This is a genomic window from Plantactinospora sp. BC1 (assembly GCF_003030345.1).
Classification (GTDB): domain Bacteria; phylum Actinomycetota; class Actinomycetes; order Mycobacteriales; family Micromonosporaceae; genus Plantactinospora.
Genome location: NZ_CP028158.1, coordinates 6,463,597 through 6,483,710, shown reverse-complemented (window position 1 = coordinate 6,483,710; position 20,114 = coordinate 6,463,597). Strand labels below are relative to the sequence as shown.

Sequence of the window (20,114 nt, the reverse complement as noted above, 5' to 3'; positions counted from 1 at the left end):
CGCCCCCTCGTCAGCGCACCGGTCGGCCCCGCCAGCTGAGCCGTCCCCGCCTTCGCAGATGGTACGACCGGATGGTGAGCCAACCGAGGAGCGCGACCGACAACGGATGTGCCAACGCGTCCGGCCAGCCCCGGCCACCGGTCGCCCGGGCGCTGACCAGGCGTCCGAGCACCCCGAGCAGATAGCCGAGCAGTGCCGCCAGGGCGACCGTCGGCGCGCCGCCCAGTGCGGCGCCGACGGCGAGCAGCGGCGGCAGGGCGTACAGCAGGAGGAGCAGCAGCACGACGGCGGTGGCGCCGGCCGGCGACCCGAACGCGGCCCAGAGCGACTTGGTGTAGCCGTCCCGCAGCTCCGGCCAGGAGCCGTACATCCGACACTGCGCCAGCCGGGAGCCGTCGGCGAGCGCGATCCGGCCGCCGGACCGCTTCACCGCCCGGGCCAGCTCGATGTCCTCCAACACCCGGTCCCGGACCGCCGCGTGCCCGCCGGCCCGCCGGTAGCCGGCCCGGTCCAGCACCAGGAACTGGCCACCGGCGGCGGCCAGGCTCGGCCGGGGCGAACGCTCCATCGCCGCCAGCGGCAGGAAGGTCAGCCAGAGCCACTGCAACAGCGGCTGGACCAGCCGCTCGGCCGCCGAGCCGGCGACGATCCGGGGGTACGCGGAGAGCAGCACCGCCTCCGCCGACCGGAGCGTCCGCACGGCGGCGGCGACCGCGTACGGGCGAAGCGTCACGTCGGCGTCCACGAAGACCAGCACCCGCGCCTTCGGGCCGGCCCGGTCGGCGAGCTGCTGGCAGGCGTACGGCTTGCCGAGCCAGCCCGGCGGCAGCGGCGCACCGTCGAGCAGGCGTACCCGCCGGTCACCGGCCGCGACCGCCCGGACCACCTCGGCGGTACCGTCGGTCGAACCGTCGTCGAGCACCACGATCTCCAGCTCGGGTACGCCCCGCTGGGCGAGCAGTGCCCGCAGGCAGGGCCCGACCCGGGTCGCCTCGTCGCGTACCGGCAGCAGCACCGCGACCGGCTCGTCGGTGCCGGCGGTGCCGGGCGGGGGACGGCGCAGCCAGCGGTTGGCGTTCAGCCAGGCGTGCCCGGCCAGCAGCCCGAGCACGGCGGTCAGCGCCCAGGCGGGCAGGGTCCCGGTCACGCGGGTGCGGCGGCACCGGTGCGGGACCGTCGCCGCTGTCGGGCCAGCCGCACCGCGAGCGGTACCGCGACGACCGCCATGGCCAGCCCGCCCCAGCCGGCCGACGCGGGCAGGTCGAGGAAGACCGCGTGCGCGAGGAGGCTGCCGGCGTAGGTCCAGAGGTAGAGGGCGTGCATCGGGGCGTCCCGGTCGGCGGCGAGCCCGGCGGCCCGGCCGGCGACCGGCCCGAGCAGCGCCATCAGGAGTACGGCGAAGACCAGCCAGCCGAGATAGTTGCTGATCGGCACGTCCGGCACCCCCGGCAGGGCCGGATCCGGGTCCCGCCAGCTCCAGTAGCCCTCGGCGACCATCTGCGGGTCGAGGAAGAGGTCCCAGCCGGCCAGCCCCACGGCGGCCAGGGCGACCCGACCCGCCCCCGGTCGGGTGAGCCGGACCGCGGCGAGCCAGGCCGGCCAGGCCATCCAGGTCCAGGCCAGCGGGATGACCAGTGGTACCCCGACCAGCTTCGGGCCCAGCGCGCCGGAGTAGGCGTACCCGCCGAACGGCACGCCGGTGGCCACGCCGAGCGCCTCGACCGCGAGCCCGCCGCCGGTGGTGACCAGTACCAGCCCGGCGGCCACCCGCGCTCCCCGGGTGAGCAGGGCGTGGCTCACCGACAGCAGCCAGCCGAGGCAGACGGTGGCGACGGTCAACCGGGCCCGGTCGGCGCCCCCGGTCAGCGGATAGCCGATCTGCGCCAGCACCAGTACGCCGAGCAGCAGCCAGCTCAGCCGCCCGGCGGCGGTACCTCCGGCGGCCGTACCTGCGGTGGGGGTGCCGCCGGTGGTCATCGCTCCGGCGCGGGGAGCGGCAGCTCCCGGCCGAGCACCGCGAAGGCCCGCTCGTCACCGGGGAAGCGGAAGTCCCGCAGCACGTCGACGAAGCCGAACCTGCGGTAGAGCCGCCAGGCCCGGGAGGTCCGCTCGTCCGCCTCCGGGGTGGAGAGCAGCGTGGTGCTCCCCTCGGCCATCCCGAGCAGGGCGCGGAGCTGGCGGGCGCCGAGCTGGTGCCCCTGGGCGGCCGGACGGACGTGCAGCTCGACCACCTCGAAGCAGTCGGCGAACCAGCTCTTGCGGGCGTCGCCGGGCAGCGCGTTGTACACCTGGTCGTGCCACCACTGCCCCGGGGCGGAGAGGTACCCGTAACCGAAGCCGACCAGGTGACCGTTGCTGCTCAACGTCGCCACCGCACGGAACCCGGGCCGGCGTACGTGGGTCGCGATGTAGCCGCGGCGGGCCTCCAGCAACTCGGCCCGATATCCCATCGCCTCGCCGTAGACCGACACCACCTCGTCGAGCCGCCGGGCGAGATCGTCCGGTTTCCACGGCACCAGCCTCATGGTCGTCCGCTCCTCACTACCTGACCGCTGCCGGGCTCCGGGGCACCGCCGGATCCGACCCAGCCGAGCACCGCCGGGTCACCGGCGAGATTGCATACCTCGAACCGCGCGAACAGTTCCTCGGCGTACCAGCGTTGCCGGGGCGTACGAGTGATCGCCGCGCGGTGCTCGGGGGAACGGTACGCGAACTGACGCAGGTACGTCGCGTTCCGCCACACGCTGACCGTGCCCTGCCAGCCGAGCGGCGCCTCGCCGATGCCGAACCGGGCCAGCAGGCCGGACGCGTCCCGCAGGGCGGCGGCGACGGGCGGGACGGCCCGCCAGAAGGTACCCGCGCGCAGCGGTCGGAGCCGGGCCCGGGTGAGCGCCAGCACCGGCCGGTCCGGTGCGGTGCGCGCCGAGGCGCCGTCCGGCCCGGACGGGGGTACCCCGAACGGCTCGACCCCGGACCACCGGCCCCGGCTGGCCAGCGGAGCCAGGTCGAGCCGGGCGCCGGCCAGGGCGATCCGCCGCCAGGCCCGGCCCACCGGTGACTCGTCGAAGGCGGCGGCCCGCTCCGGGTCGGCCCAGACGGCCAGCGCGGCCCAGCGGGTCAGGTCGGCGTCGGTGGGCCCGAATCCGGTACCCGTGCCGGTGCCGAGCAGCTTGCCGAACCGTACGCCGGGAACCGCCCGCAGCCGGCGCGGGTCGACGGCCATCCGGGTCAGCGCCCGGGGCAGGGCGCGCGGCGGCACCCGCCAGACGTGCAGGGTGACCAGCGGTACCGGCTGCATGGGCTCCATCTTGCCTCCCCGTTCGGTGGACCTGACCAAGGTCGTACGGACCGGATGACCTTCGACCGGGGCGGCGGGCGAAGCGAACGACTACCTTGATCCACTATGACGGTGTTGCGGCGGATTCTGCTGGTCGTGCCGATGCTCCTGCTCGCCGGGGCGGCGGTGGCCCTGCTCGCCCCGGGCGGGCTCGGCGACCCGCAGCCGCAGGTGGTGACCGAGGGACCGTCCGCGCAGGCGTACCGGGGGATGGTCGGAGGCGCCGGTGAGCTGCCCGGCTGGCTGCACGGCCTGGGGGAGTACGGCGCCGCCGGTGGCCTGCTCGTCCTCGCCGCCCTGCTGGCCCGGGTCGGTTGGCTCGGCTGGCGGCGCAGGCGTACCCCGGACGCGCTCGGCGCGCTCCTGGTCGGCCTCGGCACGTTCCTGGCGTACCTGGTCAGCGAGGCGGTGAAGCTGGTCGTGGACCAGGAGCGGCCGTGCCGGGCGTTCGTCGACGTGGTGACCTGGGTGTCCTGCCCGCCGACCGGGGACTGGTCGTTTCCGAGCAACCACTCCACGCTGGCCGGTGGGCTGGCGGCCGGGCTGGTGCTGCTGGCGCCCCGGCTCGGGTACGTGGCGGTGCCGGTGGCCGGTGCGGTGGCGGCGCTGCGGGTGGCGGCCGGTGTGCACTATCCGCACGACGTGCTCGCCGGGCTGCTGCTCGGCGCGGCGGCCAGCGCCGCCCTGCTGATCGCGCTGCGGCCCGGTCCGCGCCGCTGAGCGCGACCGGTCACCCGGTCCGGCGGGACGGTCAGCGGGGTACGGCGACCACGTCGGGCGCGGGAACGGGCGGGATGTCGACCGGTGAGGCGGCGATCCGGGCCGTCTCGGCGAGGGCGACCCCGGCCAGCACCAGCAGGCCGCCGCCGAGCTGGGCGGCGTTGAGCGCCTCGCCGGCACCGAGCGCGATCCAGGCGACCGTCGCGGCGATCACCGGCTCGATCATGCCGAGGATGCCGACGCTGGTCGCCGGCAGGTGCCGCAGTGCGCCGGCGACCAGCAGGAAGGGCAGGATCGAGCCGAGCAGGACGACGTACCCGCAGAGTAGCGCGACCGGCACCCCGCCGCTGGTCTCGCCCAGCGGCGCCCAGCCGCCGGTGCCGTCGGTGACCGCCCGGGTGAGCAGCCCGGCCACGGCGGCGGCGCCGAACGCCCAGGTGGTCAGGGCGAGCGTGTCGTGCCGCTCCACGCCCCGGGCGCCGAGCAGGTAGTAACCGGCCAGCAGTACGGCGGCGCCGAGGCCGGCGAGTACCCCGAGCCCGTCCAGTTTGAGTTCTCCCCAGACCTCGGCCACGCAGGCCAGGCCGGCCAGGCTGAGGGTGAGCCCGACCCAGAGCCGGGGGCGTACCCGCTGGTGCTGTCCGAACCGGGCCCAGAGCGCGACCAGCAGCGGCGCGGTGTACTCGAACAGCAGCGCGATGCCGACCGGCATCCGGGAGATGGCGACGAAGTAGAGCATCGGGGTCAGGAAGAACCCGGCCAGGCCGTAGAGGAGCAGCAGCGGCAGTTGGCCCGGGGTGATCCGGAGTCGGCGGGCGCCGGGCCGGAGCAGCAGGCTCAGCGCGAGCAGCCCGGCGAACGCTCCGGCGGCCCGGATCAGGGTCAGCTGCGCGGCGTCGACGCCGGCCCGGAGTACGAGCTTGGAGACGGTGCCGTTGACGGCGAACAGTACGCCCGACGAGAGCACCATCACTACGCCGAGGGCGGGTCTGCGAGTCGTCACCGGGAGAGGGTAGCCGGGGATTGGTCAGGAGCCGAATAGCTTTTGGTCATTACCACCCGGGTGATCGCCGGTTGCTGGGCGGTCGGTGGTCGGTCGGTGGCTGGTCGGTGGCCGGTTCGAGGGCGAATTCATCGATGACGTTGACTTGATTGAAACGATTCGATACGTTGCCGACGTCGGGAAAGGGCTTTCCGATCCGGCCCGTCCCGCCGGTGCGGCACCGGCTTTCCCGACCACCGTTCCCCCAGCTCAGGAGGACCAATGACGCTCACCACCACCAACCGGAGACCACCCGACCACCGGTCGCGACGACGCGGCCGGCGAGCCGGCCTGGTGCTGGCGCTCACCACCACGCTGGTCGGCGCCGGCACCGCGGTCGGACTCCCGTCCATGGCGGCCACCGGCGACCAGCGCGTCTCCGGCGGGGCGCCCGGCCTCTACGCCGCCGAGTGCGGCAGCGGTTCGTACAACGCCGAGGCGGTGCTCAGCGGCAGCACCTGGACCGCCCGCAACGGCGGCAGCACGGTCTACACCGGCAGCGACATGCGCTCCGCGGTGCAGGCCGCGGTGAACAGCCTCTCGTCGGGGCGTACCTCGAAGCAGCGGGTGGTCGTCCGGGGCTCGGGCTCGGTGAGCGCCAACTCCCGGATCTCGCTGCCCAGCTACACGGTCCTGGACGTCTGCGGCACGATCAACGTGACCGGCTCCGGCTCCGGAGACCAGGCCCCGGTCTACGCCCGGGGCGCCACCGACGTCGAGGTGCAGCACCTCAACCTGACCGGGTCGCCGCTCTACGGCATCTTCATGCGCAACGTGAACAACCTGACGCTGGGCCAGATCGACATGCGGCTCTCCAGCGGTCTCGGGGTGCGGATCGACAACCACGGCGGCGACCGGGCGGTGAAGGTCCGCAACATCCGGATCGACAACGTGTACGTGCAGGGCACCCGCAGCCAGGGCGTGGAGACGTACGGGGTGGACGGGCTGACCGTCGGCACCGTCACCGCCCGCAACGTCGGCGAGTCCGGGCTGCTGCTCAACGACACCATCAACGCCAACATCGGTACGGTCGACGCGGACAACGCCGGTGCCGGCACCGGGTACGCGGCGTTCCGGATGGCCAACCGCAACGGCCGGGTGGGCAGCAGCTACCCGACGAACATCCGGGTCGGCAACGTGATCGCCCGGGGTGGCGGGCGCGGCATCTTCTGCGTCTCGGAGAGCGGCGGCGCGGTGATCGACCGGGTGACCATCTCGAACACCGGCAACAACTCGATCCTGATCGAGAACTGCTACAACGTCACCATCGCCGGGCAGTCCGGGACGGTGACCGGTGGCGGCGAGGTGCGGATCGCGGCGCGCAGCGAGTTCCCGATCTCCTCGGGCATCACCTTCCAGAACCTGACGGTGACCAACACCAACATCAGGCAGAGCCCCTGCGGCGGCGCCAACAACGTGATCCGGAACGTCACCCGGAACAACTCCACGCTGACCTGGTGCTGACCCGTACCCCGGCAGCTTGCGTTTTTGTCGGTGCCGGGGTGTACTCTCTCCAGTAGTTAGAACGAGTGTTCGATTGGGCAGGGTTCGATGCGAGTCGGCCCGCCGACCGGGTGCTCGGGCTGACGCCGGGGGCGGCGTTCGCGGCGTAACCCCCGAGTGCGGTTTCGCGGACCGCACGGGATCCGGATCCGCGAGTCCGGGCCCAACCAGGCAGGATCGTCGTCCGCCGCCCACGACCCCCGGGCGGCGGACGACGAACCCGCCGGTCGGCCGGCCGGGTGTGGTGTGGGGAAGCGTCCACATCCGGCCGGCCAGACACCGGTGCGTCTTCCTCCGCAGCCGGTTAGCTCGACGTGATGCGTCGCCCTCGGCCACCGCGCTGGCGTTGACCAGCGTGGTCGTTCCGGCCGACAACGGCGACGCGGTGAATGGGTGACGCGGAGGAGACAGTCCCATGCCGACCAGCCAGGCTCAGGCGCCGACGGTGCCGTCGCACGTGCTGCCGCACCGCACCCCGGCCCAACTACTGACGATCGCCCGGATGGGGCTGGCGGAGGCCGCCGAGACCCGCCCCGACGGCCTGCGGTACGCCGCCGCGCACCTGGCCGCGCTGCGGGCCGCCGCGGCGATGCTCGCCGCCCGGGCCCGCCCCGCACCCACCCGCCGAAACCGGGTCACCAGTGTCTGGGCCCTGCTGGTGGTCGTCGCCCCGGAGTTGGGGGAGTGGGCCAACTACTTCGCCACCGGTGCCACCAAGCGGGCCGCCGCCGAGGCGGGCATCCCCCGGGTGGTGACCGCCCGGGAGGCGGACGACCTGCTCCGCGCGGCCGAGCAGTTCGTCGCGGTGATCGAGGTGGCGCTCGGAGTGGCGCACCAGCCCGTCCTCGACGGGATCGCCGCCTGACCGCTGCCGCACGAGCGGCGGAGCACTGAGGCGGAGCACGAGGCGGAGGCGGGACACACGGGGGAGCAGGGTCGAGATGGCGGGGCGGATGGTCGTCGGTTCCGCTGCCCTGGCAGACCTGGTACGCCCGGCGAACGGCTCCGACCAGACCGGCGCCCACCGCCTGCTTCCGGTGCTTCCAGAGCTGGCCGGGCTGCTGCCCAGCCGGGGACTGCGTCGGGGCAGCACCGTCGCGGTCGGTCTCGGTCAGCCGGCCCGGGGTGGCAGCACCTCGCTGATGCTGGCGCTGCTCGCCGAGGCGTCCCGGGCCGGATCGTGGTGTGCCGTGGTCGGAGTGCCGACCCTCGGCGCGACCGCCGCCGCCGACCTCGGCATCGAGCTGGACCGGCTCGCCCTGGTCCCCCATCCCGGCCCGGAGTGGGCGACGGTGGTCGCCGCACTGATCGACGGGGTCGACGTCGTGGTCGCGGCGGTGCCCGACACGGTCTCCGCCACGGTGGTCAGCCGGCTGGCCGCCCGGGCCCGGCAACGCGGCAGCGTGCTCGTCCCGTACGGCCGCTGGGCCGGTGCCGACGTGACGCTCCAGGTGATCCGGGGCGCCTGGGAGGGGCTGGGACAGGGCCGGGGCAGGCTGCGCCGCCGGGAGGTGACGATCTCCGCCCGGGGCCGTGGCGCGGCGGCCCGCCCCAAGGAGATCCGGGTCTGGCTGCCCGGCGACGGGTCGACCCGGGCACGTGCGTCGGCACCGTCGGGGACGACAACACGGGGTAGGGGCAACCTGAGTCGAACACACGTTCTAAGATCCGCATAACTGCTGGTCGAGGGAGGTGTGCGGTGGCGCCGGTGCGGACGATGCTGCTCTGGTGCCCCGACTGGCCGGTGATCGCCGCGGAGATCGTCGACGGGGTGTCGGCCGCCGCCCCCGTCGCGGTGCTGTACGCCAACCGGGTCGTCGCCGCCTCCGCCGCCGCCCGCGCCGAGGGCGTACGCCGAGGGCTGCGCAAGCGGGAGGCGCAGAGCCGCTGCCCCGGACTGACCGTCCTGGACCACGACCCCGGCCGGGACGTACGCGCCTTCGAGCCGGTGGTCGCCGCCGTCGAGGAGGTGGTGGCCGGGGTCGAGGTGATCCGCCCGGGAGCATGCGCGGTCGCCGCGCGCGGCCCGAGCCGGTACTTCGGCGGCGAAGAGCAGGCCGCCGAACGGATCGTCGAACACGTCGCGCAGAGCTGCGAGGTGGAGAGCCAGGTCGGGATCGCCGACGGGGTCTTCGCCGCCGGGCTGGCGGCCCGGTCCGGTCGGGTCGTCCCGCCCGGCGACACCGCGACGTTCCTCGCCGGGCTGCCCGTCGAGGCGCTGGGCCGGCCGGGGCTGACCGACCTGCTGCGCCGGCTCGGGCTGCGTACCCTGGGTGACTTCGCGGCGCTGCCCGCCGCGGACGTGCTGGCCCGGTTCGGCTTCGACGGGACGCTGGCCCACCGGCTGGCCGCCGGCCAGGACCACCGCCCGCTTGCGGTCCGCCGCCCGCCGCCCGACCTGGCGGTGACCGAGACCTACGACGATCCGCTCGACCGGGTCGACGCGGCGGCGTTCGCCGCGCGGACGCTCGCCGAGCGGCTGCACGACACCCTCGCCGGGCACGGGCTGGCCTGCACCCGGCTCGGCATCGAGGCGGTCACCGCGCACGGCCAGGAACTGCGCCGGGTCTGGCGGCACGACGGGCTGCTGACCGCGGCGGCGATCGTCGACCGGGTGCGCTGGCAGCTCGACGGCTGGCTGACCGGGACCAGCCGGCGTCCCGGCTCCGGCCGGGCCGGGCCGGCCCGGCCGACCGCGGGGATCATCCGGCTGCGCCTGGTCCCCGAGGGGGTACTCGCGCACGTCGGCCTGCAACCGGGGCTGTGGGGCGAGACCGGGGCGGAACGGGAGCGGGCACACCGGGCACTGAGCCGGGTGCAGGGCATCCTCGGCCCCGAGTCGGTGCTGACCGCGGTGCTCGGCGGCGGGCGTTCCCCGGCCGACCAGACCCGGCTGGTGCCCTGGGGCGACGAACGGGCGCCGGGCCGACCGGCGGCTCCGCCGTGGCCCGGCCGGCTGCCGTCCCCCGCACCGGCGGTCGTGCTGCCCGAGCCGTTGCCGGCGGCGGTCTACGACGCGGCCGGAGAACTCGTCCGGGTGACCGCCCGACTGGCGGTCAGCGCCCCGCCGGCCCGGCTGGAGCTGACCACCACCGTGGCCTCCGTCGGCTCGGTGGAGATCGTGAACTGGGCCGGTCCGTGGCCGGTCGACGAACGCTGGTGGGCTCCGGTGGAGGCCCGGCGCCGGGCCCGGTTCCAGGTGGGCCTGGCCGACGGTACGGCGCTGCTGCTCTCCCTGGCCGGCGGCCGGTGGTGGGTGGAGGCCATCTATGACTAGGCGCGCGGGGGCGGGCGGGGCGGCGGCCTGGACGATCGGGCGTCGGGCCGACCGACGCAGGTATGAATCGAGGAAGGTGCCAGGAAGTCACCTTGGTGACTCCGTGGCACCTTCCCCGAGCCACACCTGCCCGCTCGACGGGCTCGGGGACGGCCGACGGTGAGCTTCCACAACCCCGACATGCCCTGGTCCGAACTGGAACGTGTGCTCTCCGGCCGGCCCGGCGGCCCGGACGAGCCACGGCTGCGCGTGGTGGACCCGCTCGCGGTCGACGCCGACGGCGGCGACTCCCCGGCCTGGACCCGCAAGCGCCCCGGCTACACCCCGGCCGAGCTGCCCGCGCCGGTCGAGGGCGCGGTGCCGTACGCGGAACTGCACGCGCACACCAACTTCAGCTTCCTCGACGGGGCCAGCCACCCCGAGGAGCTGGCCGAGGAGGCGACCCGGCTGGGCCTGACCGCGCTGGCGGTGACCGACCACGACGGGTTCTACGGGGTGGTGCGGTTCGCCGAGGCGGCCAGGGCGCTGCGGCTGCCCACCATCTTCGGCGCCGAGCTGTCGCTCGGGTTGCCCGGACCGCAGAACGGTGAACCGGACCCGCTCGGCCGGCACCTGCTGGTGCTCGCGCACGGCCCCGAGGGGTACGCCCGGCTGGCCAGCACCATCGCCCGGGCACACCTGCGCGGCGGCGAGAAGGGCCGCCCGGTCTACGGCGAGCTGGAAGAGGTCGCCGCGGAGCTGAAGGACCACGTACTGGTGCTGACCGGCTGCCGGAAGGGGACGGTACCGGCGGCGCTGCTCACCGAGGGGGTCGAGGCGGCGGCCCGGGAGCTGGACCGGTTGACCGCGCTGTTCGGGGCCGAGACGGTGGCGGTGGAGCTGACCGACCACGGCGACCCGTACGACGGCGACCGCAACGACGCGCTCGCCGAGCTGGCCGCCACCGCCGGGCTGCCCACCGTGGCCACCAACAACGTGCACTACGCCACCCCGTCCCGCCGCCGGCTCGCCACCGCGCTGGCGGCGGTACGCGCCCGGCGCAGCCTCGACGAGATCGACGGCTGGCTACCGGCGGCCGGTACCGCCCACCTGCGCAGCGGGGCGGAGATGGCGGCCCGGTTCGCGGCCTATCCCGGCGCGGTGGCCCGGGCCGCCGAGTTCGGCGCCGAGCTGGCCTTCGACCTCAACCTGGTGGCGCCGAGCCTGCCGGACTACCCGGTGCCGCCCGGGCACACCGAGATGAGCTGGCTGCGCGAGCTGACCATGGACGGCGCGCTGCGCCGCTACGGCCCCCGCGACGCGCACCCGGAGGCGTACCGGCAGCTCGACCACGAGCTGGGGATGATCGAGGCGCTCGGCTTTCCCGGCTACTTCCTGGTGGTCTACGACATCGTGAAGTTCTGCCGGGACAACGACATCTACTGCCAGGGCCGGGGTTCGGCGGCCAACTCGGCGGTCTGCTACGCACTCTGGATCACCAATGTCGACGCCGTCCGGCACCAGCTCCTCTTCGAGCGCTTCCTCGCCCCGGAACGGGACGGCCCACCGGACATCGACGTCGACATCGAGTCCGACCGCCGGGAGGAGGTGATCCAGCACGTGTACGCCAAGTACGGCCGGGAGCACACCGCCCAGGTCGCCAACGTCATCTCGTACCGGCCCCGGTCGGCGGTACGGGACATCGCCAAGGCGTTCGGCTTCTCGCCCGGCCAGCAGGACGCCTGGAGCAAACAGATCGACCGGTGGGGCAGCGTGGCGGCGGTCGACGTGGACGACATCCCCGAACACGTGATCACCTACGCCAACGAGCTACAGACCTTCCCCCGGCACCTGGGCATCCACTCCGGCGGGATGGTGATCTGCGACCGGCCGGTCATCGAGGTGTGCCCGGTCGAGTGGGGGCGGATGCCGGGCCGCACCGTGTTGCAGTGGGACAAGGACGACTGCGCCAGCGCCGGACTGGTCAAGTTCGACCTGCTCGGCCTCGGCATGCTCTCCGCGCTGCACTACGCGTACGACATGATCGAGTCGACCCTCGACCTGAGCTCGATGTCCCTGGACGACCCCGAGGTCTACGACATGCTCTGCCGGGCCGACTCGGTCGGGGTGTTCCAGGTGGAGAGCCGGGCCCAGATGGCCACCCTGCCCCGACTGAAGCCGAAGTGCTTCTACGACCTGGTGGTGGAGGTGGCGCTGATCCGGCCCGGCCCGATCCAGGGCGGCTCGGTGCACCCGTACATCCGGCGCAAGAACGGGCTGGAGGAGGTCACCTTCCCGCATCCGCTGATGCGCAACGCGCTGGAGAAGACCCTCGGGGTGCCGCTCTTCCAGGAACAGCTGATGCAGCTCGCGATCGACCTCGCCGGCTTCGACGCCGGTGGCGCCGACGAGCTGCGCCGGGCGATGGGGTCGAAACGCTCGGCCGAGCGGATGGCGCAGATCCGGGACCGGCTCTACGCCGGGATGGCCGAGCGGGGCATCACCGGCGAGGTCGCCGACGACGTCTATCTCAAGCTCTCCGCCTTCGCCAGCTTCGGCTTCCCGGAGAGCCACGCGATGAGCTTCGCCTACCTGGTCTACGCCAGCTCCTGGCTCAAGCGCTACCACCCGGCGCCGTTCCTGGCCGCGCTGCTGAACGCCCAGCCGATGGGCTTCTACTCGCCGCAGACCCTGGTCGACGACGCCCGCCGGCACGGCGTCGAGGTACGCCGCCCGGACATCAACGCCAGCGGCGCCAAGGCCACCCTGGAGTCCACCCGGCAGACCCGGTGGGGGAGCGCACCCGGCGAGCCGCCGCACCGGTGGGGGCTGGGCGGTCCGGCGGTCCGGCTCGGGCTGGCCGGAGTACGTACCCTCGGCGACGACCTGGCGGAGAAGATCGAGCGGGAGCGGGCCGCGCACGGGGCGTACCGGGACATGGCGGATCTGGCCCGCCGGGTCGGACTCTCCGCCGCGCACCTGGAGGCGCTGGCCACCGCGGACGCCTTCGCCTGCTTCGGGCTGACCCGCCGGGCCGCGCTCTGGGCGGCCGGCGCCGCCGCCCAGGACAGGCCGGACCGGCTGCCCGGCACCATCGCCGGAGCGGAGGCGCCGACCCTGCCCGGGATGGACGCGGTGGACCGGCTGGTCGCGGACGTCTGGGCCACCGGGCTCTCCCCGGAGAGCCACCCGGCCCAGTTCGTCCGGACCCAGCTCGCCGCCGCCGGCGCGGTGCCGATCGCCCGGCTGGCCCAGGTCGAACCCGGCACCCGGGTCCGGGTCGGCGGCATCGTCACACACCGGCAGCGCCCGGCCACCGCCGGTGGGGTCACCTTCATCAACCTGGAGGACGAGACCGGCATGCTCAACGTCACCTGCTCGCCGGGGCTGTGGCAGCGCTACCGGAAGGTGGCCCGGACCAGCACCGCACTGCTGGTGCGGGGGAGGCTGGAGCGGCACGACGGGGTGACCAACCTGGTCGCCGACCGGCTCGACGCGATCACCCCACCGGTCACCCCCGCCTCCCGCGACTTCCGCTAGCCAGCCCATTAGGCTCGTCGGGTGGAGCGAACCCAGAGCCGCCCGTCCGGCCCGGCGACCGGCCCGCGTACCGCCGTCGTCTGGACCGTGCTGCGCCGCGAGTTGACCCGGCAGCAGGGCAGGACGCTCACCGTGCTCGACGTCGGCGGCGGGACCGGCGGCTTCGCGGTGCCGCTGGCCGAGGCCGGTCACCGGGTGACGGTCGTCGACGCCAGCCCGGACGCGCTCGCCGCGCTGACCCGGCGGGCCGCCGAGGCCGGGGTCGCCGATCGGGTACGCGCCGTGCAGGGCGACGGCGACGCCCTCGCCGGACTCGTCGAGCCGGCCAGCGTCGACCTGGTGCTCTGCCACGCCGTACTGGAGGTGGTCGACGATCCGGCCGGAGTGGTCGGGGCGATCGGCACCGCGCTGCGTCCCGGCGGCGCGGCGAGCGTACTGGTGGCGAACCGGGCGGCCGCCGTGCTGAGCCGGGTCACGAACGGGCACCTGGAGGTCGCCGCCACGCTGCTGCGCGACCCGGACGGGCACGCCGGACCCCGGGACACCCTGCGTCGGCGGTACGACGCCGAGGGTGCCGCCGCGCTGCTGGAGGCCGCCGGGCTGACGGTCGAGCAGACCCACGGGGTACGCGTCTTCGCCGACCTGATCCCGGCGGTGGCCGCCGAGGCGGATCCGCCGGCCCTGCTGGAGCTGGAGCTGGCCGCCTCGGCCCTGCCGCCGTACCGGGACATCGCCGCCCAGCTGCACCTGTTCGCCCGTCGTGCGGCATGACGAATCCACTCGACCCACTCGACCTGGTCCGGCCGCACTACTTCGGCGGCAGCCTCTCCGACGTACTGCCCAGCGCGCTGTCGGTGCTCGGCGTCGACCGGGCCGACCCGCTCGGGCTCGCCGGCGAGCTGGCCGGGGTACGCCGGATCGCGGTGCTGCTGGTCGACGGCCTCGGCTGGTACCAGTTGCCGACCGCCGCCCCGCACGCACCGACGCTGGCCGACCTGGCCGTCCGGTTCGGACGCCCGCTCACCTGCGGTTTTCCCTCCACCACCCCGACCAGCCTGGTCAGTCTCGGCACCGGCGCCGCACCCGGCGCCCACGGGGTGCTCGGCTTCCACGTCAACGTGCCCGGCACCGACCGGATACTCACGCACATCGACTGGCCCAGGTCACCGGTCGACGGCCCGAACTTCCCCGGCGGCGGTCCGGGCTCACCCGTCGGCGGCGACCGCCCCAGCGGCTCCTGGGCGCCAGCCGGCGACCCGGTGCCCACCCCCGCCACCGGGTCGGGCGACGACCCCGATCCGCGCCGTTGGCAGCCGCTGCCGACCCAGTTGCAGCGGGCCGAGGCGGCCGGGGTGGCGGTGACCGTGGTGAGCCGGCCGGCGCTGGCGAACACCGGGCTGAGCGTGGCCGCCTACCGGAACGGAACGCACCGGGGAGCGGACGACACCGACGCGCTCGCCACCGAGATGCTCGGCGCGCTCACCGCCGGGGACGGCCCGACCCTGGTTTACGGCTACCACCCGGAGGTGGATCGGCACGGGCACCTGCGCGGCATCGACTCCGCCGACTGGCGGTCGGCCGTCGCCGAGGTCGACGCGCTGGTCGCCCGGCTGGTCGACGGGCTGCCACCGGACGCGGCCCTGCTGGTCACCGCCGACCACGGCCAGCTCGACATCCCGGCCGAGGGGCGCTACGACCTCGACACCGATCCCCGGCTGCGCGCCGGACTGCGGCTGGTGGCCGGCGAGGCCCGGGTCCGCTACCTGCACACCCTGCCCGGGGCGACCGCCGACGTGGTGGCCGCCTGGTCGGAGGTGCTCGGTGAACAGGCCTGGGTGGCGACCCGGGAGGAGGCGGTCTCGGCCGGCTGGTTCGGCCCGGTACCCGAGGCGCACCTGCCGCGCATCGGCGACGTGGTGGTCGCCTGCCTGGCCCCGACCGTCGTACTCGCCTCGAAGACGCACAACCCGATCGAGACGACGCTGGTCGCGTACCACGGCTCGTGTACGGCGACCGAGATGACGATCCCGCTGCTGGCCGTACCGTCGAGCAGGGGTTGACTCCACAGCCCGGTGTCGGCGGCCGGCGCGGTCGCGTCGTACCCCCGGGTTAACCTGCCGATATGGGTCGCAGCCACGCCGTGCCACGCGGCGGTGATCCGCGCTTCGGCGCGGACGCCGACGACTCCGGCTCGCCGATCCTGCACGTCGACATGGACGCGTTCTTCGTCGCGGTCGAGGTCCGCCGCCGGCCCGACCTGCGGGGCCGGCCCGTCGTGGTCGGCGGGATCGGCCCGCGCGGCGTGGTCAGCTCGGCCAGCTACGAGGCCCGGAAATACGGCGTACGCAGCGCGATGCCGACGATGCGGGCCCGGGCGCTCTGCCCGTCGGCGATTTTCCTGCCGCCCGACTTCGCGCAGGTCTCGGCGGCCTCCCGGGCGGTGATGGAGATCTTCCGCGACGTGACCCCGCTGGTGGAGCCGCTCTCGCTGGACGAGGCGTTCCTCGACGTGGCCGGGGCGCGCAAGCTGCTCGGCCGGCCGGCCGAGATCGCCCGGCTGATCCGGGCCCGGGTCGCCGAGCAGGAGGGTCTGACCTGTTCGGTCGGGGTGGCGCCGACCAAGTTCGTGGCCAAGCTCGGCTCCAGCCGGGCCAAGCCGGACGGGCTGATCGTGGTACCGGTCGATCGGGTGCTGGAGTTCCTGCACCCGCTGCCGGTCGAGGCGCTCTGGGGGGTGGGGGAGCGGGCGGCGGAGACGCTGCGCCGGCTCGGCCTGCGTACGGTCCGGGACATCGCCGAGGCGCCGGTCGGGCTGCTCCGGGGCAGTCTGGGTGACGCGGCAGCGGCCCACCTGCACGAGCTGGCCTGGGGGCGCGACCCGCGCCGGGTCAGCCCGGAGCACGCGGAGAAGTCGATCGGCGCCGAGGTCACCTTCGACACCGACCTGGCCGAGCCGGAGACGATCCGGCGGGCCCTGCTGGCGCTCGCCGAGAAGGTCGGCGTCCGGCTGCGCCGGGCCGGGCAGGTCGGTCGGACGGTTTCGATCAAGGTCCGCTTCGCCGACTTCCGGACGATCAACCGGTCCCGCACCCTCGGCGGCCCGACCGACGTGACCCGGGAGGTGTTCGACACCGCCTGGGCGTTGTTCGACGCACTCGGCCCCGGTGACCGGATCCGGCTGATCGGCATCCGGGTCGAGGGGCTCAGCGACGGCGACCAGACGCCCCGACAGCTCGCGCTCGGCGCGCCCGAGCACGGCTGGCGGGAGGCGGAGGCCGCCGCCGACGCCGCGGCCGCCCGATTCGGGCGTTCCATGGTGCGCCCCGCGAGTCTCTTGGGGCACGACGACCTGCGGCGGACGGAAAATCCGACGCGGCCATAGGTCGTCCCGCTTTCCGACCCGCGACCCCCCTCGTAGACTGGCGGGTAAGCAGCCGGTTGGCTGCCACGGTCTGTCGGTCCGAGCGGACCGGCCAACGTGACCGGGGAGGAGTGCCGTGCCGCTCTCGGAGCACGAGCAGCGGCTGTTCGAGCAGATCGAGCAGTCGCTTGCCGAGGACCCCAAGTTCGCCTCGGCTGTGCGCGCCAGCGATCCGCGTTTCCACGCGCGGCGTCGCCTGCTCGTCGCGGTCAGCGTGATCATCGCTGGCCTTGCATTGGTCGTCTACGGCACGGTGAGCAAAACTCCGCTGCTCGGAGTGGCGGGCTTCGTGGTGATGCTCGGTGCGGCCGCGTTCGCGATGATGTCGCAGCGTAAGGCGCAGTCACCGGACCTGCACGTGGTCGGCGGCACCACCAGCCGCCGCGTCCGCAGCGGGCGACGCCTGTCGTTGATCGACCGACTCGAGGAGAGGTGGCGTCAGCGGCCGGAAGGCCACCGCTGACCGTTGCCCGTCCGTGGGGTACGCCCCGCTGGCGGTAGCCGTCCGGGATCCGTCCCGGCGACCAGTGGCAATTCTCCATGCCTGCACACCTGCCGTCGGGGGTGCGCCTCCGCCGGCCGTTCGCGTTTCCGACTGCGGCCGCAGGGCGCTGCCGAGCCGCACCCGACTTCCGGTGTGCCAATCCGGCGGGTCCGGGGCGCTGTGATCCGCCTCACGATTCCGTGGTACCCGCGCCGCGACATCAGCTGGACCGAAGGGCCCACCCCGCGACTCGCGGAGTGGGCCCTTTCGATCGGTCGACGGTACCGGCGGCCCGGGTCAGCGGGACGGACGTCCGGCGAGCACCCGTCGGGGGCTCCACCGCAGCAGGCGGTCCCGGACCCGGCCGGTCAGCCCGACGAAGCCGGCCGACATATCCATGATCGCCAATCGCCAGCGGAACAGTACCGACGGCGGCAGGGTGGCCGCGACCAGCCGGGTACGCCGGTCGGCCCCGGCGCTCAGCGCCCGGCGTACCGAACGGAGCGCCTCAGCCAGCGGACCGTGTCGCAGCGGCTCCCGCGCGTACCTGGCGCGTTCCTCCGCGTGCCCGAGCAGCCGGATCGCCTCGTCGGCACTGCCGGCGGTCAGCCCCTCCCGGACCAGCCGGTCGGCGGTGGCCCGGGGCGTCTCCGCCGGATCCACCCGGACCCGGAAGTCCACCAGGGTGTCGACCAGCTCGTCCCAGGCGGCGTGCGCGTCGGCCCGGGCCCGGGCCAGCTCGGAGTCGCTGAGCACCACCCGGGCCACCCCGGGCGCCGCGTTCTCGTCCGCCGTCACCGAGGCCAGGGCGGTGGCCGCGGCGGCGGCCCGGGTCTGGCGGCGGCGCCGCAGCAGCACCCGCCGCAGCGCCGGAACGGTCAGCAGCAGGGCCAGCAGCACCACCCCGGCCAGTACCCAGAGCGGCCAGTTCGGTCCGCTCTCCGGGGCGATCCCGGCGGTGCCGTCGAACGCCTCGTCGAGCGGGCGGTCCGACCCGTCAGCCGCCTCCGGGCCGGCCGACGGGTCGGCGGTCGGGCCGGTCTGCGTCGTCGGGGAGGTGGAGGTCTGCTCGGGCGCGTCCGGGTCCGGTGCCCACTGCGAACGCCACGAGCCGGTGACGCTGGCCGCCGGCGTCGCGTCGAACGGCACCCAGCCGATCCCGGTGAAGTAGACCTCGGTCCAGGCGTGCAGGTTGTTGTTGGTCAGGGTGTAGGTGTTGCCCGACCGGTTGGCGCTGGTGAAGCCGAAGGCCACCCGGGCCGGGATGCCGGCCTCGCGGACCAGCCAGGTCATCGCGGCGGCGTACTGCTGACAGAAGCCGACCTTGTTGGTGAGGAAGTTGACGATGTCCTGCCCGCTGGTGCCGCCCTCGGTGTTCAGGGCGTAGCTGAAGCCGTTCTTCCGGGAGAAGTGGTCGTAGATCGCCCGCACCCGCTCGTAGTCGTTCCGCTTGCCGCTGGTCAGCCGGGCGACGAGTTCCTCCACCTCGCGTACCGGCTCCACGGTGGTGTAGAGCTTGCGGAACGCGTGCTCCGGGGCCAGCGTCGGTGCCGCGGCGAGCGCCGCCGGGGTGTACTCCGAGCGGACGAAGTCGAAGGAGTACTTCCGGTTCCGCGACGACGCGCGTTCCGAGTAGAGGACCTGCATGGTGGCGTCGTAGCGCCAGTTCGCGTCGACCTGGCGGGTGCTCACCGGAGCGGTGTAGACCGGCAGGAACGGCATGGCGAAGTCGAGGATCTCGATGTCGGCGTTGTACTGCTCGCGGCTGATGCCCGGGGTCTCCCGGGTCACCTCGCGCGGATCCGGCAGCCCCTGGGTCACCGGCGTCCCCTCCGGGGAGCGCGGCCCGAACCCGGTCCGGGAGAAGTCGTCGGCGACCGCGAAACGCAGGTAGAACGGATCCGGGTCGCTGGTGCTCACCCGTACCATGTCGCGCTGCTCGGCCCGGTTGAGTTCACCGCTGAGCTGGGCGAAGAGGTTCACCCGGCCCGGCGAGCCGCCCGGCCCGGCCCGGCCGCTCCCGTCGCCGCTGCCACCGCCGCTGTTGAACTGGCTGAGCAGGCCCGAGGTCATCCCCGGTACGGCCAGCGGCAGCAGTACGGCCACCGCGACGCCGATCACCGCCAGTCGGCGACCGGCGGCGGCCAGCGGCGACGGCTCCCAGACGTCCACGTCCCGCCCGTCGCCGGTGAACCGGCGTCCGAAGTGGCGGACCCGGTCCACGTTGTCGGCGGCGAGCAGCCAGAGGAAGCCGACCGCCCCGATCACGAACGGCACCGCCGAGACGCTGTCGACGTGTACGGCCACCGGCACCGAATAGATCGCCAGCATCGGCAGCCCGGCCAGGGCGGGCCGGCGCATCCCGACGGTGAGCAGGTCCACCACGATCGCCACCCCGCCGACACCGAGCGCCGTCAGGAAGAGCAGCGAGTCGAGGTCCTGCACGGGTACGCCGTACGCGCGCATGTCCGCGCCGGAGCTGGCGAGCAGCGAGCCGAAGTGGGTGATGGTGCCCGGGGTGGGGAGCAGGGAGAGCATCTCCTGCCCGCTCGGGAAGATCCAGGTCAGCCCGAAGAGCAGCGCGGCGACCATGCCGAGCCCCTGGGCCCAGACCGGTGCCCGCCACCAGCGGGTCAGGGTGGCTGTGCCGGCGATCAGCCCCACGACGACCGCGCACTGCACCAGCCAGGTCCACCGGTCGTAGATGGTGGACATCGGCGCGGCCGCGAGCAGGGTGGCCGCGGCCGCCACGAATCCCAGGTGTCGGCGTCCCCTCATCACATTTTCCCGTCCGTGCCGGTGGTGCCGTTC

At 74.2% G+C, this 20,114-nt stretch carries 16 protein-coding genes; 10 read left to right on the top strand and 6 right to left on the bottom strand.

Going from position 1 to position 20,114, the window contains the following annotated elements:
* Window positions 1–10: 10 nt before the first annotated feature.
* Genes C6361_RS28420 through C6361_RS28405 form a run of 4 tightly spaced genes read right to left on the bottom strand, consistent with a single transcriptional unit; the run spans window position 11 to window position 3,307 of the window.
* Window positions 11–1,135: a glycosyltransferase family 2 protein gene (locus tag C6361_RS28420; protein WP_107271239.1), complete on the bottom strand. Its 1,125-nt coding sequence runs from the start codon at window positions 1,133–1,135 to the stop codon at window positions 11–13.
* Between the two features lie 8 nt (window positions 1,136–1,143).
* Entirely contained in the window at window positions 1,144–1,977 is an 834-nt protein-coding gene (locus C6361_RS28415) for a carotenoid biosynthesis protein (RefSeq protein ID WP_107269584.1), read from the bottom strand.
* A complete protein-coding gene (locus C6361_RS28410) occupies window positions 1,974–2,525 on the bottom strand; it encodes a GNAT family N-acetyltransferase (RefSeq protein ID WP_107261425.1) in 552 nt (183 codons plus the stop codon). The genes C6361_RS28415 and C6361_RS28410 overlap by 4 nt, the downstream gene beginning before the upstream one ends.
* Window positions 2,522–3,307 (bottom strand): monooxygenase, encoded by a 786-nt coding sequence (locus C6361_RS28405; protein WP_107261423.1) that lies wholly within the window; start codon window positions 3,305–3,307, stop codon window positions 2,522–2,524. The genes C6361_RS28410 and C6361_RS28405 overlap by 4 nt, the downstream gene beginning before the upstream one ends.
* Window positions 3,308–3,403: 96 nt before the next feature.
* On the opposite strand from C6361_RS28405, the gene C6361_RS28400 reads away from it, so the two are divergent.
* Entirely contained in the window at window positions 3,404–4,057 is a 654-nt protein-coding gene (locus C6361_RS28400; protein ID WP_199853109.1) for a phosphatase PAP2 family protein, read from the top strand.
* Window positions 4,058–4,088: 31 nt separating this feature from the next.
* Here the strand turns inward: C6361_RS28400 and C6361_RS28395 are convergent, their stop codons facing one another.
* Window positions 4,089–5,060 (bottom strand): DMT family transporter, encoded by a 972-nt coding sequence (locus C6361_RS28395; protein WP_159079515.1) that lies wholly within the window; start codon window positions 5,058–5,060, stop codon window positions 4,089–4,091.
* Window positions 5,061–5,321: 261 nt separating this feature from the next.
* On the opposite strand from C6361_RS28395, the gene C6361_RS28390 reads away from it, so the two are divergent.
* The 9 genes from C6361_RS28390 (at window position 5,322) to C6361_RS28350 (ending at window position 17,282) form a co-directional block, all read left to right on the top strand.
* Window positions 5,322–6,563: a hypothetical protein gene (locus C6361_RS28390; RefSeq protein ID WP_234359060.1), complete on the top strand. Its 1,242-nt coding sequence runs from the start codon at window positions 5,322–5,324 to the stop codon at window positions 6,561–6,563.
* Window positions 6,564–7,017: 454 nt separating this feature from the next.
* Window positions 7,018–7,467, top strand: a complete 450-nt coding sequence (locus tag C6361_RS28385) for an SAV_6107 family HEPN domain-containing protein (protein WP_107261417.1) — start codon at window positions 7,018–7,020, stop codon at window positions 7,465–7,467.
* Between the two features lie 76 nt (window positions 7,468–7,543).
* On the top strand, window positions 7,544–8,278 hold the full coding sequence (locus C6361_RS28380; protein ID WP_107269582.1) for a hypothetical protein: 735 nt from the start codon (window positions 7,544–7,546) through the stop codon (window positions 8,276–8,278).
* A gap of 23 nt (window positions 8,279–8,301) precedes the next feature.
* On the top strand, window positions 8,302–9,879 hold the full coding sequence (locus C6361_RS28375) for a DNA polymerase Y family protein (RefSeq protein ID WP_107269581.1): 1,578 nt from the start codon (window positions 8,302–8,304) through the stop codon (window positions 9,877–9,879).
* A 159-nt stretch (window positions 9,880–10,038) separates the two neighbouring features.
* Entirely contained in the window at window positions 10,039–13,398 is a 3,360-nt protein-coding gene (locus C6361_RS28370) for an error-prone DNA polymerase (RefSeq protein WP_107269580.1), read from the top strand.
* A gap of 21 nt (window positions 13,399–13,419) precedes the next feature.
* Complete coding sequence (locus C6361_RS28365; protein WP_107261410.1) at window positions 13,420–14,169, top strand: methyltransferase domain-containing protein; 750 nt, start codon at window positions 13,420–13,422, stop codon at window positions 14,167–14,169.
* A complete protein-coding gene (locus C6361_RS28360) occupies window positions 14,166–15,458 on the top strand; it encodes an alkaline phosphatase family protein (protein WP_107269579.1) in 1,293 nt (430 codons plus the stop codon). Before C6361_RS28365 ends, C6361_RS28360 begins: the two co-directional genes overlap by 4 nt.
* 62 nt (window positions 15,459–15,520) lie before the next feature.
* Complete coding sequence (locus C6361_RS28355; RefSeq protein ID WP_107261406.1) at window positions 15,521–16,780, top strand: DNA polymerase IV; 1,260 nt, start codon at window positions 15,521–15,523, stop codon at window positions 16,778–16,780.
* Window positions 16,781–16,895: 115 nt separating this feature from the next.
* On the top strand, window positions 16,896–17,282 hold the full coding sequence (locus C6361_RS28350; RefSeq protein WP_107261404.1) for a DUF3040 domain-containing protein: 387 nt from the start codon (window positions 16,896–16,898) through the stop codon (window positions 17,280–17,282).
* Between the two features lie 318 nt (window positions 17,283–17,600).
* Here the strand turns inward: C6361_RS28350 and C6361_RS28345 are convergent, their stop codons facing one another.
* The gene (locus tag C6361_RS28345) at window positions 17,601–20,081 is read right to left on the bottom strand and encodes a DUF3488 and transglutaminase-like domain-containing protein (RefSeq protein WP_107261402.1); all 2,481 of its coding nucleotides are present in this window, start codon (window positions 20,079–20,081) and stop codon (window positions 17,601–17,603) included.
* Window positions 20,082–20,114: the final 33 nt, after the last annotated feature.